Source organism: Vibrio parahaemolyticus (genome assembly GCF_900460535.1).
GTDB lineage: Bacteria > Pseudomonadota > Gammaproteobacteria > Enterobacterales > Vibrionaceae > Vibrio > Vibrio parahaemolyticus.
In genome coordinates this window covers 1257196-1274139 of record NZ_UHIL01000001.1, presented here as the reverse complement: position 1 = coordinate 1274139, position 16944 = coordinate 1257196, and the positions used below count along the sequence as shown (strand labels likewise).

14 protein-coding genes, 1 pseudogene and 1 riboswitch are annotated in these 16944 nt (G+C 43.5%); of the genes and pseudogenes, 7 read left to right on the top strand and 8 right to left on the bottom strand.

Annotation, left to right across the window (positions count from 1 at the left end; genetic code table 11):
- Positions 1–80 precede the first annotated feature (80 nt).
- Positions 81–170: riboswitch (cyclic di-GMP riboswitch) on the top strand.
- A gap of 116 nt (positions 171–286) precedes the next feature.
- From DYB02_RS06490 to DYB02_RS06480, 3 genes are all read left to right on the top strand, one after another.
- Positions 287–877 carry a TfoX/Sxy family DNA transformation protein gene (locus tag DYB02_RS06490; protein ID WP_005457243.1) on the top strand — a complete coding sequence of 197 codons (591 nt, stop codon included), beginning with the start codon at positions 287–289 and terminating at the stop codon, positions 875–877.
- A 211-nt stretch (positions 878–1088) separates the two neighbouring features.
- Positions 1089–1781, top strand: coding sequence for a TVP38/TMEM64 family protein (locus tag DYB02_RS06485; RefSeq protein WP_021823258.1), 693 nt, complete (start codon positions 1089–1091; stop codon positions 1779–1781).
- On the top strand, positions 1781–2101 hold the full coding sequence (locus DYB02_RS06480) for a putative signal transducing protein (protein WP_005483105.1): 321 nt from the start codon (positions 1781–1783) through the stop codon (positions 2099–2101). Before DYB02_RS06485 ends, DYB02_RS06480 begins: the two co-directional genes overlap by 1 nt.
- Positions 2102–2142: 41 nt before the next feature.
- Here DYB02_RS06480 and DYB02_RS06475 read toward each other — a convergent pair whose 3' ends face one another.
- From DYB02_RS06475 to topA, 4 genes are all read right to left on the bottom strand, one after another.
- The gene (locus DYB02_RS06475; protein WP_005495870.1) at positions 2143–2946 is read right to left on the bottom strand and encodes an alpha/beta fold hydrolase; all 804 of its coding nucleotides are present in this window, start codon (positions 2944–2946) and stop codon (positions 2143–2145) included.
- A gap of 122 nt (positions 2947–3068) precedes the next feature.
- Positions 3069–4526: a glycogen synthase GlgA gene (gene glgA / locus DYB02_RS06470; RefSeq protein WP_021822304.1), complete on the bottom strand. Its 1458-nt coding sequence runs from the start codon at positions 4524–4526 to the stop codon at positions 3069–3071.
- Positions 4516–5733, bottom strand: a complete 1218-nt coding sequence (glgC, locus tag DYB02_RS06465; protein WP_005457246.1) for a glucose-1-phosphate adenylyltransferase — start codon at positions 5731–5733, stop codon at positions 4516–4518. The genes glgA and glgC overlap by 11 nt, the downstream gene beginning before the upstream one ends.
- Before the next feature lie 596 nt (positions 5734–6329).
- Complete coding sequence (topA, locus tag DYB02_RS06460) at positions 6330–8960, bottom strand: type I DNA topoisomerase (RefSeq protein ID WP_005457230.1); 2631 nt, start codon at positions 8958–8960, stop codon at positions 6330–6332.
- Positions 8961–9424: 464 nt separating this feature from the next.
- On the opposite strand from topA, the gene DYB02_RS06455 reads away from it, so the two are divergent.
- Positions 9425–9673: a YciN family protein gene (locus tag DYB02_RS06455; protein ID WP_005478953.1), complete on the top strand. Its 249-nt coding sequence runs from the start codon at positions 9425–9427 to the stop codon at positions 9671–9673.
- Between the two features lie 57 nt (positions 9674–9730).
- Here the strand turns inward: DYB02_RS06455 and aroA are convergent, their stop codons facing one another.
- The gene (gene aroA, locus DYB02_RS06450) at positions 9731–11011 is read right to left on the bottom strand and encodes a 3-phosphoshikimate 1-carboxyvinyltransferase (RefSeq protein WP_029803735.1); all 1281 of its coding nucleotides are present in this window, start codon (positions 11009–11011) and stop codon (positions 9731–9733) included.
- Between the two features lie 161 nt (positions 11012–11172).
- The gene (locus DYB02_RS06445) at positions 11173–11649 is read right to left on the bottom strand and encodes an outer membrane lipoprotein (RefSeq protein ID WP_029803733.1); all 477 of its coding nucleotides are present in this window, start codon (positions 11647–11649) and stop codon (positions 11173–11175) included.
- Positions 11650–11688: 39 nt separating this feature from the next.
- Between DYB02_RS06445 and aat the strand changes: the two genes are divergently transcribed.
- The 3 genes from aat to infA all read left to right on the top strand — a co-directional run bounded on the left by aat (position 11689) and on the right by infA (position 13397).
- Positions 11689–12399 (top strand): leucyl/phenylalanyl-tRNA--protein transferase, encoded by a 711-nt coding sequence (gene aat / locus DYB02_RS06440; RefSeq protein ID WP_029803731.1) that lies wholly within the window; start codon positions 11689–11691, stop codon positions 12397–12399.
- Positions 12396–13097, top strand: coding sequence for an arginyltransferase (locus DYB02_RS06435; protein ID WP_024699955.1), 702 nt, complete (start codon positions 12396–12398; stop codon positions 13095–13097). The genes aat and DYB02_RS06435 overlap by 4 nt, the downstream gene beginning before the upstream one ends.
- A gap of 81 nt (positions 13098–13178) precedes the next feature.
- On the top strand, positions 13179–13397 hold the full coding sequence (gene infA / locus DYB02_RS06430) for a translation initiation factor IF-1 (RefSeq protein ID WP_001040192.1): 219 nt from the start codon (positions 13179–13181) through the stop codon (positions 13395–13397).
- 68 nt (positions 13398–13465) lie between these two features.
- Here infA and DYB02_RS06425 read toward each other — a convergent pair.
- Both DYB02_RS06425 and clpA read right to left on the bottom strand, forming a co-directional pair.
- Positions 13466–14505 (bottom strand): annotated as a pseudogene (locus tag DYB02_RS06425) (serine hydrolase domain-containing protein).
- 133 nt (positions 14506–14638) lie between these two features.
- Positions 14639–16909, bottom strand: coding sequence for an ATP-dependent Clp protease ATP-binding subunit ClpA (clpA, locus tag DYB02_RS06420; RefSeq protein ID WP_005495889.1), 2271 nt, complete (start codon positions 16907–16909; stop codon positions 14639–14641).
- Between the last annotated feature and the right edge of the window lie 35 nt (positions 16910–16944).

Below are 16944 nucleotides of genomic sequence, written 5' to 3'. Positions count from 1 at the left end.
GGCATTATTTATTGAATCAAGATCACGTTTTAAAATCTAAAGTGTGATGTTAATTCAATATACGAAGTATCCTCATCTGGTCACGCACAGGGCAAACCATCCGAAAGGGTGGGACGCAAAGCCTCCGGCCTGAACCATAGTAGTATATGGAAGGTAGCGGGGTTACCGATGGCAAGTGTGCAACCAATGTCTTTACCCTTTAATGACATTGCCTTTGCGCACGTTTGCTACTCTCTCGGACCTGACTTTTGGTGGCGTAATATTAATTACACCGAGATAACAAAACATGGATAAACCGATACTCAAAGACTCTATGAAGCTATTTGAGGCACTTGGTACTATCAAGTCGCGCTCAATGTTTGGTGGCTTCGGACTTTTCGCTGATGAAACGATGTTTGCACTAGTGGTAAACAACCAGCTTCATATACGAGCAGACCAACAAACTTCATCTGACTTCGAGACACAGGGTCTAAAGCCTTACGTTTATAAAAAACGTGGCTTCCCAGTCGTTACTAAGTACTACGCTATTTCCAGCGAACTATGGGAATCTAGCGATCGCTTAATTGAAGTAGCGAAAAAATCCTTAGAAAACGCCAAACTTGAGAAAGAACAACAAGCGAGCACTAAGCCTAATCGCTTGAAAGATCTGCCAAATCTGAGATTGGCTACAGAAAGAATGCTTAAGAAAGCGGGTATTGATTCTGTTGCTCAACTTGAAGAAGAAGGCGCACTAAGTGCTTATAAAGCGATCAGAGACACGCACTCCACCACAGTTAGCCTTGAGCTACTTTGGGCCTTAGAAGGTGCTATTAACGGCACACACTGGAGTGTGGTTCCCCAGTCTCGTCGTGAAGAATTAATGAATGGCCTTTCGTAACAGAAGTCTGCTCTAATCTATCGACTAAAGCCGCAGTGTGAACTGCGGTTTTTTTATGAAATTTTTATAGCTCCCCTCGTGTCTACTCCTTTGTAAATCCCAAAACCCCCGTATCTTCAGCGCCACGACTTAGTTTCGATAACGAGATTGTTAAAACAACATTCAGTATGAATACTTTAAGCGGTAGCCTAGATATAGAAACGGAGCACACATGAATAAAAAACTTATCTTTGGACTGATACTTGTTGCCACCATTCTTTTGTTAGGCGCTAATTTTGGTCAATATCTAACGCTTGACAACGCAAAAGCGCAGCAAGAAGCACTCAATTCATTCATCGAAGCCAACATCGTCTATGCCGCCACGGTGTATTTTTTAGCGTATGTTGCGATTACCGCATTTTCTATTCCCGGAGCAGCAGTGGTTACTTTGCTAGGCGCAGCTTTGTTTGGGTTTTGGTTTAGCTTACTTTTGGTTTCTTTTGCCAGTACGATCGGTGCGACCTTAGCTTTTTTGAGTAGCCGATATTTGCTTAGGGATTGGGTTCAATCGAGATTTGGGGAAAAGCTTGTTGCGATTAACCAAGGAGTAAAAAAGGATGGCGCGTTTTATCTGTTTTCTTTGCGCTTGATTCCAGTGTTCCCATTTTTCCTCATCAACCTACTGATGGGATTAACACCTATGAGCATTGCGCGCTTTTATTTAACCAGTCAAATAGGCATGCTCCCTGGTACTGCCGTTTACCTTAACGCTGGTACTCAGTTAGCAACCATTGATAGCCTTTCTGGTATCGTATCCCCGACTGTATTAGCATCTTTTGCTTTGCTGGGGCTGTTTCCAATACTCGTAAAATGGGTTATGAATAAGGTCAGGCCAACCCCTACTCAGCCAAATGGCAGTATTTGATGAAAATCTTTATCGCGAAAAATCCAGCAGAAGCGCACATCGTATGTGAACTATTAAAAACTGAAGATATATGCTGTGAGGTGCGTGGAGAAGGACTTTTTGGTCTGAAAGGTGAGCTTCCTTTTGGCGATGATACTGATCCTTATGTTTGGCTATTAGATCCAGAACAACAATTGAAAGCTCACTCAATTATTGAAGCATTTAGGCAGCAGTCACAAAGCAACATATATGAAGACTGGCAATGTCCTCATTGTCTTGAACACAACGAAGGACAGTTTGGTGCGTGTTGGCAATGTGGATATCAAATTGGGGAGCCATGATCGTTCCCCTATTCTCGCATTTCAGGTGTCTATATTGATGGCTAGGCGACGATACTTTGTTGCTTTATAAATTCGATAGAGTGTTGGTTAAAATCTTCAGGACGCTCTACATTGCAGACATGACCGCAGTTTGGAATTTCACGCAAGATACTGAGCTTATGCGCTGCAACCATCTCTTTCACCGGTTGGATGAACATATAGTCTCTATCACCCATCAAATACAATGTCGGTATGGGTAACTCTCTGTCTTTGAAGTACTTCATCAATGGGTTTACATCCGCGGCAAGAATAAACCAGCGTTTAAACTCTTTTTGGCACAGCTTCTTTGCTTCTCGAATAAACAAATGCCTTGATTCACGCTGACTTCGTTGCGGCATCACAATGTAGGCAAACAGCTTATACAACCACATATAAGGCAAGATATGTTTACAGAAGTTACCCAACTTAACCAAAATCTGCGAACGCGTATTCAAGCGTGTCACCGCACCGCCTAAAACCATCGAACGAACTCTTTCAGAAGACAACTCCGCTAAATTTCGAACAATGATCGTACCCAACGACATGCCAACAAAGTGCGCCGACTGGATTTTTAGGTGATCCAGCACTTTTAATATATCTTGCGTCACTTCCGTGAAGGTGTAACGACTAGTTATCAACTCTTTCAAAAGCTGATTGGATTTTCCATGTCCTCGTAAGTCGATCAGCAACAAATTAAAGTGCTGCTTATATGCTTTAATTTGTTTAAACCATATCGAAGAACTGCCACCAGCACCATGCACGAAAACAACCCACTCATTACTAGTAGGATGCAGATAGGTTTTGTGAAAAAGCAGTGGCTGAGTCATGAGTCAGTATAAGTAAGATTCTTTGTGATAGAGAGTGACAGAATCCTATCACACTCCGTAAAACCAAGGTAATAAAGGCACCTCAATAGGTGCCTTTGGTTACACTTTTTATCAAACTTGCGTCAATTTAACGCTGAACGATAGAGTTGCAAATACGATTCTGCGGCCTTCCGCCAGCAGAAATCTTTTTGCATTGCATGCAGTTGTACTCTTTGCACTTCCGTCAGGTTTTGCGCATACAACAGCAACGCGCGCAGCATAGTAAGTAGCAGCGCTTGAGACGTCGGTTCATAAAATACAAATCCAGTAGCGTCGCAAGGGTCTACGTCGTAATCATTCACACTGTCTTTTAAGCCACCTACCCCTCTCACGATAGGTAAGGTGCCATAAGCCATGCTGTAGATCTGATTTAAGCCACATGGTTCGAATTCAGAAGGCATTAAGAAGAAATCCGAACCAGCTTCAACTAAATGCGCGAGTTCATTGTCATACGCCTCAACAAATACAAACTTGTCAGAGAATTGCGCCGCAACCTCTTCCAATTGTGCAGCCAAAACGGGATCACCCGTCCCAACAACAACGACTTGAACATCATGCTTCAAAAAATCCGCCAAAGCCGGCAGCAAGTAATGCACGCCTTTTTGCTGAGTCAAACGACAAACCATACCAAACATGGCTACGTCTTTTTCAGCAAGGTTTAGCCTCTGCTGTAATGCGCGCTTACAAGTGTTTTTACCTAGAACCATACTTTGTTTGTCGGCACTATAGTTCATTGGCAAATAAACATCAGTTTCCGGATTCCAAGCACTGTAATCGCAACCATTTAAAATTCCGACTAGATCCCCTGCTCGTTGCTGAAACTCCCATGCCATTCCATGACTGCCAAGTTCTGTCTTTAGCTCTTCAGCGTACGTTGGGCTGACTGCATTTATCTTATCGGCATTCATTACGCCAGCTTTGAGCATAGTAATATGCGTTGCACTCACCGCAGCACCGGGAACGTTTCGGCAGTGAAACTCAGGCAAACACTGTACGTCGTCGTAACTAAATACGCCTTTAAAGACCGCATTATGAATTGAAATGACGCTTTTTGTATGAGCAAAAAAGGGATCATTGCCATACCTGTGCTTAAGCAAAAACGGAACCAGCCCTGTGTGCCAATCATTTGCATGGATGATATCAGGTTGAAACGCCAGCTTCGGCAACATGTCGAGGCATGCAGCGCTGAAAAACGCAAAACGCTCACCATTATCGGTATACGCTTGGTTGTTCTCTGCATACATTGATGGCCGATTGAAGTACGGCTCACAATCAATCAGATAGACAGGATTGTTTCCTAACGTAAGCAATAGAACTCGATACTTTGTATGCGGCCATGACGTTAGATTTGTTTCTAGCACAACTTCTGCGTCCGCTAATCTTTCGATACTGGTGTACGCAGGAATCGTAATTCTTACATCTTGCTGTAGGTTTTGAAGGGCTTCCGGCAGTGCCTTGGCAACATCTGCCAAGCCACCACTTTTAATAAGACCTTCAACCTCAGAAGCTACAAACAGAATGGATAAGTTGTTAGTAGCCAACTCGAGCTCCTTTCGGAATAACAACAATGCCCTCTTCCGACACATGGAAATGCTTTTTATCTTCTTGAAGATTCACACCAATTTGAGTGCCAGGTGCAATATCGGCATCCTTGTCGACAATAACACGACGTAACACACAGCCTTCGCCAATTTTTACGTCACCTAATAGGATACATTCGCTAATATCACACGCGGATGCAATATTGCTGCGAAATCCAAGTACTGACTTCTCGATACGAGAACCACGAACATAACTGCCATTACATACCAAGCTATCGATGATCTGCACTCGACCATTGTCTGAATCAGTAAACGTTGCAGGTGGCAATGGTGGGTAATAGGTATGAAGAGGCCACTTACGGTTGTACAAAGAGAATGGCGCGTCTTTTTCTAATAGATCCATGTGCGCTTGCCAATAAGCATCAATCGTACCTACATCACGCCAGTAAACCTCTTCTTTCTCACCACTGATTCTGTTGGTGCTGAAGTCATAGACAAAAACGTCACCACGAGGGAACATTTTCGGGATGATATCTTTACCAAAATCATGAGAAGAAGCTTCATTGTCTGCATCTTCCACGAGTTCAGAAAATAGAACTTGTGCTTCGAATACGTAGTTCCCCATCGAGACTAACGCGAAATCTGGTTCTCCAGGAATCGATTTTGGATTAGCGGGTTTTTCCTCAAAGCCAATCATTCTGCCTTCAGCATCAACCTCTATTACACCAAATTGAGAAGCTTCTTTTAGTGGCATGCGCAGTGCAGACACCGTCAATGACGCCTTCTTCTCCGTATGGAAGTTCAGCATCTGCTTGATGTCCATCTTGTAAATGTGGTCAGAGCCAAAGATACAAACCTGATCCGGTTCTTCAAGCTCCATAAAACGTAGGTTCTGATAGATAGCATCTGCAGTGCCTTCATACCAACGCTTACCCGTACGCATTTGTGCAGGAATTGGGTCAATAAAGCGATCAGTAATACCATTAATGTTCCACCCTTTTTTCAAGTGATGGAAAAGAGACTGAGATTTAAATTGAGTAAGGACATAAATGCGCATCAGATCCGCATTTACAAAATTGTTTAGAGCGAAATCAATCAGCCGATAACTTCCACCAAAAGGTACCGAAGGTTTACTACGGGATTCAGTTAAAGGCCTCAAACGAGAGCCTTCACCGCCAGCAAGAATCATTCCCAAAACACCAGCCATTCGTTGTTCTCCATATCGTTATAGCTTGGATTTAGTACTCACTTGAATGAGTAAAACTCGGGGAGTCAAGCGAATACATTGTTGCACCTACACCTGAGCCTCTATTGAACCCTTGCAGTGTAGATAAAAAAGCTATTGCATTTTCCAGTATGCAAATATTCAAATTGTTCTTATTTTTTGACGCTAAATAAATGCATACAATTGCACTAATTTTGTAATAAATTATCCAACCAGAATCTAAATTACAATTTTTAATATGCCGTTCTGTGTTGCATACAAAGGTTACTTGCTCAAGACGATATCCAGATCACACAAGGCCAAGTAAGCGATTACATTGTGAAAACAATTTACGAACGCGTTAACTACAGTTCATGTTTGAAATACCAAGATATAACAAATGTGTGAATATAAAATGAATAGTTCAACTGAATGTTGTTTACAGAAAAGACACTTGTAGATTCAGACAAAACAAATCGCTAAAAGTGGGAAAACAGAGCTTAAAAACGGTAGGGAAAGGAGCAGATGGAAACCCGCTTAGACAGGTGGATATAAAAATAAAGGCAGCGTATTTGCTGCCTTTATTTTACAAGTTGAGTTTAAGCTTTCGCTTTTTTACGTTTATCAGTGATTTCCCACTTACCATCAACGTAAAGTGCAGTCCAACCACTTGGTTTACCGTCGTCTTCTGAACGAACATAGTTCTCTTTCGTCTTACGGCTAAAGCGAACCACGGCTGGGCGACCATCTGGATCCTCTTGAGGAGCCGTTGTTAGGTACTTAAACTTCTCTGGTAGACGCTCTTCAAAACGCGCCAGTTCAGAGACTAGAGGTGCTCTTGTTTCACGCGATTTAGGGAAGTTGCTTGCCGCCATAAATAGGCCAGAAGCACCATCACGAAGCACGAAGTACGCATCTGAGTTTTCACATGGCAGTTCAGGGAAGTGCACAGGATCTTCTTTAGGTGGCGCTACTTCACCATTCTTCAGGATTTTACGGGTGTTCTTACAAGTTTCACTCGTACAATCCATGTATTTACCAAAGCGGCCGTTCTTAAGCACCATGTCTGAGCCACACTTGTCACACTCAACAACAGGGCCATCGTAGCCTTTCACTTTGAATTCGCCATACTCAACAACATAGCCTTCACAGTTCGGGTTGTTACCACAAACGTGCATCTTGCGCTTGTCATCAATCAAGTACGCGTCCATCGCAGTTTCACAGATCGGACAACGTTTTTTCGCACGAAGAGCAGCCGTTTCAACGTCTTCTTCTAAAACGTTGATAATACCTTCTTCGTCACCCAAGTTAATGGTTGTCTTACAACGTTCTTTAGGTGGCAATGCGTAACCAGAACAGCCTAAGAATACGCCTGTAGAAGCGGTACGAATACCCATAGGGCGACCACATGTCGGACACTCGATATCCGTCATCACAATGTGGTTTAGCTTCATACCACCTTCAGATTCGTCTAACTCGGCTTTTTCTAGGTCACCAGTGAAATCCGCAAAGAAGTTGTCTAGTACTGCTTTCCAGTTCACTTCACCTTCTGCGATTTGGTCCAGTTTCTGTTCCATACGCGCAGTAAAGTCGTAGTTCATTAAATCGTTGAAACTGTCATCAAGACGGTCAGTAACAATTTCACCCATTTTTTCAGCGTAGAATCGGCGCTGATCTACTTTTACGTAGCCACGGTCTTGAATAGTAGAAATGATCGATGCGTAAGTCGAAGGACGACCAATGCCTCGTTTTTCTAACTCTTTAACCAATGCCGCTTCCGTAAAGCGCGCAGGTGGCTTTGTAAAGTGCTGTTTAGGGTCAAGTGACTCTAGGCTTAGCTTATCGCCAAGTTGTACCGCAGGAAGGATTGTGTCCTCGTTTTTGCCCATTGGACGCTGTACGCGAGTCCAACCATCAAACTTAAGGATACGACCTTTCGCTTTTAGCGTGTATTCCGCCGCTTTTACGCTGATTGTGGTTGAATCATATTCTGCAGGTGTCATTTGACACGCAACGAACTGATTCCAGATCAGTGAGTAAAGCTTGTGAGCATCCGCATCTACACCTTGCAAGTCTTCTGCTTTCACTGACACATCAGATGGACGAATCGCTTCGTGCGCTTCTTGAGCACCTTCTTTGCTGCCGTACGTTAGTGGCTTAGCTGGAAGATACTTGTCACCAAATTCTGAACCAATGAAGTCACGAACAGCATCAACTGCTTCCGCACTCAAGTTAGTCGAGTCGGTACGCATATATGTGATGTAACCCGCTTCATACAGACGCTGAGCTAACATCATGGTTTTCTTAACGCCGTAACCTAAACGGGTACTTGCCGCTTGCTGCAATGTTGATGTGATATATGGCGCAGAAGGCTTGCTCTTAGTCGGGCGGTCTTCGCGCTTACACACTTCGTAGCTTGCGTTTTCAAGGACAGAAATGGCTGCCTTAGTTTCTGTTTCGTTAACAGGTTTAAACGCAACGCCATCTTTCTGCGCAACCAGCAGTTTGAAATCTGACTTATCTTTAGTTTTGGTATTTGCGTGAATATCCCAGAATTCTTCAGGCACAAATGCGTTGATTTCACGCTCACGTTCTACCAATAGCTTCACCGCTACGGATTGAACACGACCAGCAGACAGGCCACGTGCCACTTTCTTCCATAGCAATGGAGAAACCATGAAACCTACAACGCGGTCCATGAATCGACGTGCTTGCTGCGCATTAACGCCATCCATATTTAACTCGCCAGGAGTCTGGAAAGCTTGTTGGATAGCATTTTTAGTAATTTCGTTAAAGACTACTCGTTTGTATCGCTCTTCATCGCCACCGATGATCTCACGAAGGTGCCATGCGATTGCTTCCCCCTCGCGGTCCAAATCGGTTGCGAGATAAACGCAATCAGCATCTTTGGCTAATTTTTGTAGTTCGCTTACGACTTTTTCTTTACCCGGAAGAATCTGATAGTTCGCTTCCCAGTCATGATATGGGTTAATCCCCATTTTTTTGATCAGCGCTTTGCGATCTTTTTCTTTTTTAACGCGCGCTTTCTCTTCTGCGCTCATCCCTTTTGTTGAGATAGCTGCAGCTTTCTTCTCACCAGTGCTTTGACCGGCCGTAGGCAGATCACGCACATGACCAACACTAGACTTAACAATAAAGTCCTTACCAAGGTACTTATTTATCGTCTTTGCCTTGGCTGGAGACTCCACTATAACGAGTGATTTACCCATAACTGACTCTAACGTCCTTCATAATAATGCGGGTAGAAACCTCGTTTTAAGGTCACCCGCATAGTGTTCTATTTCATTGCTTCTTTTTTTACTATTGTGCGAGATGAAAAGAAGATCAACTGCTTTTTTGAAATTCAGATCCGATTGGTTGACAATTCATCGTCTTTATACTTCAAAGAGACAGGGGTCTGAAAGGTATTGAGCGGCATATCTAAGCAGGCAAACTTTGCTACTGCTAATCCAATGCAATAAATTTTGTTACTCATCACAAAATATTTTCTGTCAATATGGCGCAACCTTAGGTTGTTGCGCTGAAAGCCACTTTGTATCCGCGTAACCTCAGTACTGAGTTAACCCTCGCCTCAAATCAACCAACGTGGCGATGGAATTAATCATGCAAACCCTTAAAGAATATGGGTATACTTCGCCACACTTTTTAATTTGTAATGAATGATGAGAACGTTATGTCTGATAGAAAGTTTATTGAAGAATTCGACCTTCTTTTAATCGCAAACCAAATCATCCAAGAGCACGATGATTACATCAACGGAATGCGAGCGACAAGCGTAGAAGAAAAAGACGGGGTTTTGGTATTTAAAGGTGAGTACTTCCTTGATGACAAAGGCTTACCAACCGCAAATACTACGGCAGTATTCAATATGTTCAAATACTTAGCCCATCACCTTTCTAAAGAATTTACGCTGATTAAATAACAGCAAATTAAGACAAAAAAGCCAGAGCATCATCGCTCTGGCTTTTCAGTTAGAGATCTAGCAGCTCAACGCTTTAAGCTTGTCGAAATAATCCGGGAATGTTTTGGACGTACATTTCGGGTCATTAATCGTCACTGGTGTATCGCTTAACGCCACCAGAGAAAAGCACATCGCCATACGATGATCATCGTAGGTATCAATCGCCGCATGTTTAAGGTGAGGTACTGGTTTAACGATGATGTAATCCTCACCTTCTTCCACTTCCGCACCAACTTTACGAAGCTCTGTTGCCATTGCAGACAAACGATCGGTTTCTTTTACACGCCAGTTATAAACATTGCGAATTGCCGTGGTACCTTCAGCAAACAAAGCCGTCGTCGCGATGGTCATTGCTGCATCTGGAATATGGTTGTAATCCATATCGATGCCCTTAAGCTTCCCGACGCGGGAAATAACGTAATCATCGCCCCATTCAATCTCTGCGCCCATTTTTTCTAGCGCATCAGCAAATTGAATATCACCTTGGATGCTATTTTTACCGATGCCAGTTACTTTGACTTCACCGCCTTTGATTGCTGCCGCAGCTAAAAAGTAAGAGGCCGACGAAGCATCCCCTTCCACAAGAAAATCACCAGGCGCAACATAGTGTTGACCAGCTGGAATCACAAACTCTTGATAGTCGTTGTTGATCACTTCGACACCGAACTGCTTCATGATATGCAGCGTAATATCAATGTAAGGCTTTGATACCAAATCACCTTCAATCTTAATACGCACTTCGCCTTCGGCAAGTGGTGCAGACATCAAAAAAGCCGTGAGAAACTGACTAGAAATAGAACCATCAATCGACACTGTGCCTGCTTTCAGACCAGTACCGACAATCTTTAGTGGTGGGTAGTTTGTGTTTTCCAGATATTCAATATCTGCTCCCGCCTCTTGCAATGCAGTCACAAGATGACCAATTGGTCGTTCTTTCATACGAGGCTCGCCAGTAAGCACATATTCACCTTGGCTAACACAAAGTGCGGCTGCTAAAGGTCGCATGGCTGTGCCCGCATTGCCCAGAAAGAGCTTGACAGGTTCTGATACTGAGAACGGACGACCAAGGCCTTCAACCACACATTCTGTTTTATCTGCAGATAATGTGTACTTCACGCCTAGTTTAGTGAGTGCGTTTAGCATGTGACGAATGTCGTCACTATCGAGAAGGTTGGTGAGACGAGTCGTCCCCTTTGCTAATGCAGCGAGTAAAAGTGCTCGATTAGAAACACTTTTGGAACCAGGAAGGTTCACTTCCCCTTGAATTTTATTGATCGGTTGTAACGTTAGGCTTTCCATTAAAAGTTGATAATCCTTTGTGCTCTCAATTCACGCTGTTGTGAGAGCTAAACAATTCTTCGTGGATTCAGACTAACGAAAAAACCAGCACAAAACCAGAGCAAATCTGCGCTAATTTCTGAATAATTAGTCAACGATAAAATTGACGCTAAAACACCCACTCAGTACGCTAAATCTACGCGCACTCCATCATCGAAATATAAGATACGAACTTCATCCCCTCGGCTAAACAGCATATTTTTATCAACATCCTGAATAACGTTGATCAGTTTATCGCCTTTAACTTTAATTAGCAGTTCAACCAACTTATATTCAACTGTGTATTGATAATTACTTTGGTTTTGCGCAACCGCAGCGCCAGCCAGTGCGCCAACCGCCGTTGCTACCTCTTTACCCGAGCCACCACCAAACTGGTTGCCAACTAAACCACCAATGGTTGCCCCTAATAGAGTTTTCCAACCGTTGCTTTTCGATTGCACAACTTCTTGTTGAGTGATGTAACGCACTGAATCTATCTTCCCGTACACCACTTCATTCACTGGTTTTGCGACATTCCTTTGGTACGCTGCATTGGCGAAAAGGGGTAAAAACAGTATGATCCAAGGACATACTTTCAAAAATTTTCTAACTCGAGTCATCACAAGTTCCTTTGGTTCGATATTGGTCAGTACTTTTCTATGGCAATCTATTTAACTGAACTCGATTCAACGTTCAACTTCCCATCCCCTTACGAAGCTCTGTCAGATCCCAATGGTCTGTTGGCTTTTGGCGGAGACTTAGATCCACATAGAATTTTGAGTGGCTACTACCAAGGTATTTTCCCTTGGTATGGTCCAGGAGAACCCATTTTATGGTGGAGTCCTTCGCCACGTGCTGTGTTTGATCCTTTAACGTTTAAGCCATCAAAAAGTCTTAAAAAGTTTCAGCGCAAGCATCAATATAAAGTCACTATAAATCAAGCGACTGAGCGCGTCATTCAACTTTGCTCGTCGACCCGGCCAGCAGATGAAACATGGCTGAATGAAGAGATGCAAGCCGCTTATATTCAGCTATCCAACCTAGGGAATTGCCACTCAGTAGAAGTATGGCATGACAACACGCTTGTTGGCGGTTTATACGGCATTAGCGTGGGTCAACTTTTTTGTGGCGAGTCCATGTTCAGTTTGAAAGACAACGCATCAAAAATCGCATTGTGGTATTTGTGCACGCATTTGGCGTCAAAGCATGGTCAATTAATAGATTGTCAGGTGATGAACCCGCACTTGGCATCCCTCGGCGCATTTGAACTTGACCGAGACGAGTTCATACAAAAGCTACTATCTTTAAGAGAAAAGCAAACGGCTTCTGACACCTTTACGCCCCAAGTTTTGCAGGATTCAGAATCATGAGCACAGATCTACAACACATTCGAATTGGGTTAACCAACAACCATCCTTGTAGCTATTTACCGGAGCGACAAGAGCGTGTTGCGGTGGCATTGGACGCTGAATTACATACTGAACAAAACTATCAACTATTGATGGCTAATGGCTTTCGTCGCAGCGGAGATACAATATACAAACCACATTGCGAGCGTTGCCATGCTTGCCAGCCTATTCGCATATCGATACCTGATTTCGTACTATCTAGAAGTCAAAAACGACTGCTCAGTAAAGCCAAAAACCTGCGTTGGGAGATGAAAACGGAGATGGACGCCGAGTGGTTTGAGCTCTACAGCCGTTACATTTGCAAGCGACACAAAAACGGTACCATGTACCCTCCCAAGCGAGATGAGTTCTCACGTTTTGCACAAACGACTTGGCTGACAACGTTGTTCTTGCACATCTATGATGAATCAAATCAACTACTTGGTGTAGCGGTGACTGATGTGATGACACAATGTTCTAGCGCGTTTTATACGTTTTTTGATCCAGACTACCCACTTTCACTCGGTACACTAGCGGTGCTGTACCAAGTGAACTACTGCCAACAAAATAACGAGCAGTGGCTATATTTGGGTTATCAGATTGATGAATGTCCAGCAATGAACTACAAAACGCGTTTTCAACGCCACCAAAGGCTAGTAAATCAGCGTTGGCAAGGGTAGAATACGCCCCAACTTTACATAATTCCTATTTAGCGGCACAATAACGCTCGCTAATATTGCCTAATTTCTAAAGAGGATTAAATGGCTAAAGAAGACGTAATCGAGATGCAAGGTACTGTCCTTGACACTCTACCAAACACTATGTTCCGTGTTGAACTTGAAAACGGTCACGTTGTGACTGCTCACATCTCTGGCAAGATGCGCAAGAACTACATCCGTATCCTAACGGGTGACAAAGTAACTGTAGAGATGACTCCATACGACCTATCAAAAGGCCGCATCGTCTTCCGCGCTCGTTAATCTTTGATTTTCGGATGCAAATAAAAAACGGAGCATTTTTGCTCCGTTTTTTATTTGTAAACATTGAATTAAAGTAACTCGGCCAATTGCTGGATCAGAGTTAACACTGGTCGAGATCTTGTTTCGTAGTTCCCGCGGTCGTGACAATCACTGCATTTTTGTTCGGAATGGCAACAATGTACTGCTCTCCTATCCCTACAGCCGCAACGCCATTCTCAACGTTAGAAACCTGCCAAAAATGTAACCCATACCCCATCTCATACGAATAGAACTTACTCTTTCTGAGTTCATTCAACCATTCTTCACCAACAATTTTCGTTCCGTTGTATTGTCCTTTGTTCAGCCACATCAAGCCAAACTTACCCATATCTCGAGATGTTAGACGTAAGCCCCAGTCTGCTCCTGCTTCGCCACTACCGATGTTTGGCAGCCACTGATACTCTTCAATATCTAAAGGGAAAAAAATCTTCTCTTTCATTACTTTCGTAAATGATTGCCCATATACTTTTTCAATCACTTTAGAAAGACCAACTGTAGAAAGACCGCTGTACGCGAACTTTGTTCCTGGATCAAAAGCTAATTGAGTGAAAAGAAACTGCTGTTTTAAGTCCTTCGCATTGTAATGACGAGAAAAAATGTTGCCTTGTCCATATGGTACGGACAATTCATCCAATGCGTAGCCTGTGGACATATTTAGAACATCTCGTAATGTTATCGCTAGCTTCGCCTTTCTATCTGGCTCGGTATACTCAGGAAAGAAATCAAATATTGACGTATCTAACCCTTCGATTTTGCCTTCATCAATAGCGATGAAAATCAGCGTAGCGACAAAGGATTTCGTGACAGAATGCACGTTATGCACAACCTCTTGCCCGACAGGCACATTTGGTGTTTGACGATTACCATCAAGCCCACCACCTTGACGATACAGTTCCAACGTCAACTGGCTATCTTGCCACACTAGTAAGCTATGCAGGTTTGCTGCTTGTCCTTGTTCTACTCGCTGAATGATAGGATCAAACTCTGGCTTACTCGCCTCAACAACTAATGCGTGTTTATCACACCCTACGAGTAGAATAAGAAACCACGCTATGATGAAAGTTTTCATGCTTTCCTCTTTATTTCTCAATATGCACAACCATGAATAAAACAGAAATAAAGAGATGAGTCTTCGTGCTAGACAGATATAAAAAAAGCGTGCGACCAATCGCACGCTTTTGATTTGAAATTAACGACAAACGTTAGTGCATTGCTGCTTCTTTCTCACTCAAATATTCAAATTCAAGCGCATCATTTACTAACGACACTTTCACCGTACCACCATCAACAAGTGATCCGAACAACAGTTCATTTGCCAATGGTTTCTTCAATTGCTCTTGGATTACACGGCCCATTGGACGTGCCCCCATCGCTTTGTCATAACCTTTATGTGCTAACCAATGGCGAGCATCTTGCGATACTTCCATGGATACTCCGCGAGCATCCAACTGGACTTGAAGCTCGACAATAAACTTATCAACCACTTGATGGATAACACTTTCATCTAGGCTATTAAACCAGATGATATTATCAAGACGGTTACGGAACTCCGGAGTGAACACCTTCTTAATTTCTGCCATGGCATCGTGACTATGATCTTGTTGGATTAAACCGATCGATTTCTTCTCAGTTTCTGCCACACCCGCGTTAGTGGTCATCACAAGGATCACGTTACGGAAGTCGGCCTTGCGACCATTGTTGTCCGTCAGCGTACCGTTATCCATCACTTGCAGTAACAAGTTAAAGATATCTGGGTGCGCTTTCTCAATCTCATCCAACAAAACAACGGAATGAGGATGCTTAATAACGGCATCGGTTAACAAGCCACCTTGATCATAACCAACATAACCTGGAGGAGCACCAATTAAGCGGCTCACCGAGTGACGCTCACCATACTCAGACATATCAAAACGAAGCAGTTCAATACCAAGCAGTTTCGATAGCTGAACAGTTACCTCGGTTTTACCCACACCAGTAGGCCCTGCAAACAAGAACGAACCCACAGGCTTGTTATCTACACCCAAACCAGCACGAGACAGTTTGATAGCCTCCGAAAGCGCATCAATAGCGTTGTCTTGACCAAAGACTAGCATCTTCATTTTGCCATCAAGATTCTTCAAGATGTCTTTGTCAGATGAAGACACCGACTTCTCTGGAATTCGAGCCATTTTTGCAACCATGGCTTCAATATCAGCCACGCCAACCGTCTTCTTACGACGACTTGCTGGAGCTAATCGACTACGAGCACCGGCTTCATCAATAACGTCAATCGCTTTGTCAGGTAGATGACGCTCGTTGATGTACTTTGCAGACAGCTCTACGGCTGCACGCAGTGCTTTGTTGGTGTAACGCACTTCGTGGTGAGCTTCGTACTTTGGTTTCAAGCCCATCAGGATCTTGGTTGTATCGTCCAGAGAAGGTTCTACAACGTCGATTTTTTGGAAGCGACGAGATAGCGCACGCTCTTTTTCGAAAATATTGCTGTACTCTTGATAGGTAGTTGAACCAATACAGCGCAACTTACCGCTACTTAGTAGAGGTTTAATCAAGTTTGCCGCATCGACTTGGCCACCAGACGCTGCACCAGCACCGATAATAGTATGGATCTCATCAATGAACAGGATGGCATCTTCTTCTTTTTCAAGCTGCTTCAAAATCGATTTGAAACGTTTCTCGAAATCACCACGATACTTAGTGCCTGCTAGCAGCGAACCGATATCAAGTGAGTAGATAACGCTATTTTGAATCACCTCAGGCACTTGGCCTTCAACAATTCTCCAAGCTAGGCCTTCTGCAATTGCCGTTTTACCCACACCAGCTTCACCAACGAGCAATGGATTGTTCTTACGACGACGACATAGGACTTGGATCGTACGTTCTAGCTCTTTATCACGGCCAATTAATGGATCAATATTACCCGCCTTCGCCACTTGGTTGAGGTTTGTTGCAAAGCTTTCTAAACGCTCATCGGAACCTGTTTCTTCGACACTATCCGAGCTAAACGAATCTGAAGAAGATGGATCTTCTCCGGCGCCAGAAGCTTTCGTAATACCGTGGGAGATAAAGTTGACAATATCTAAGCGAGAAATGTCGTTTTTCTTCAATAAATAAGCGGCGTGCGACTCTTGTTCGCTAAAGATTGCGACCAATACATTAGCACCCGTTACTTCGTTGCGACCAGACGACTGAACATGGAAAACCGCGCGTTGCAATACACGTTGAAAACTCAAAGTCGGCTGGGTTTCGCGCGTCTCATCACTTTCAGGGATAAGCGGCGTAGTTTGATCGATGAATATATCGAGCTCATTGCGCAAAGCATCGAGGTCTGCTTTGCAGGCTAAAAGGGCTTCCTTAGCTGCATCGTTTTCCAACAATGCAAGTAGGAGGTGTTCGACAGTCATAAACTCGTGACGTTTGTCTCTTGCACGAGCAAATGCACCGTTAAGGCTTGACTCTAGTTCTTTATTTAGCATAAGTACCTCCCGAAAAAACAACTTGGGTTGTTCGA

Coding starts and splice junctions, on each gene's coding strand:
- DYB02_RS06490 (WP_005457243.1), top strand. CDS start 287: ATGGATAAACCGATACTCAAAGACTCTATGAAGCTATTTGAGGCACTT.
- DYB02_RS06485 (WP_021823258.1), top strand. CDS start 1,089: ATGAATAAAAAACTTATCTTTGGACTGATACTTGTTGCCACCATTCTT.
- DYB02_RS06480 (WP_005483105.1), top strand. CDS start 1,781: ATGAAAATCTTTATCGCGAAAAATCCAGCAGAAGCGCACATCGTATGT.
- DYB02_RS06475 (WP_005495870.1), bottom strand. CDS start 2,946: ATGACTCAGCCACTGCTTTTTCACAAAACCTATCTGCATCCTACTAGT.
- glgC (WP_005457246.1), bottom strand. CDS start 5,733: ATGGCTGGTGTTTTGGGAATGATTCTTGCTGGCGGTGAAGGCTCTCGT.
- topA (WP_005457230.1), bottom strand. CDS start 8,960: ATGGGTAAATCACTCGTTATAGTGGAGTCTCCAGCCAAGGCAAAGACG.
- DYB02_RS06455 (WP_005478953.1), top strand. CDS start 9,425: ATGTCTGATAGAAAGTTTATTGAAGAATTCGACCTTCTTTTAATCGCA.
- aroA (WP_029803735.1), bottom strand. CDS start 11,011: ATGGAAAGCCTAACGTTACAACCGATCAATAAAATTCAAGGGGAAGTG.
- DYB02_RS06445 (WP_029803733.1), bottom strand. CDS start 11,649: ATGACTCGAGTTAGAAAATTTTTGAAAGTATGTCCTTGGATCATACTG.
- aat (WP_029803731.1), top strand. CDS start 11,689: ATGGCAATCTATTTAACTGAACTCGATTCAACGTTCAACTTCCCATCC.
- DYB02_RS06435 (WP_024699955.1), top strand. CDS start 12,396: ATGAGCACAGATCTACAACACATTCGAATTGGGTTAACCAACAACCAT.
- infA (WP_001040192.1), top strand. CDS start 13,179: ATGGCTAAAGAAGACGTAATCGAGATGCAAGGTACTGTCCTTGACACT.
- clpA (WP_005495889.1), bottom strand. CDS start 16,909: ATGCTAAATAAAGAACTAGAGTCAAGCCTTAACGGTGCATTTGCTCGT.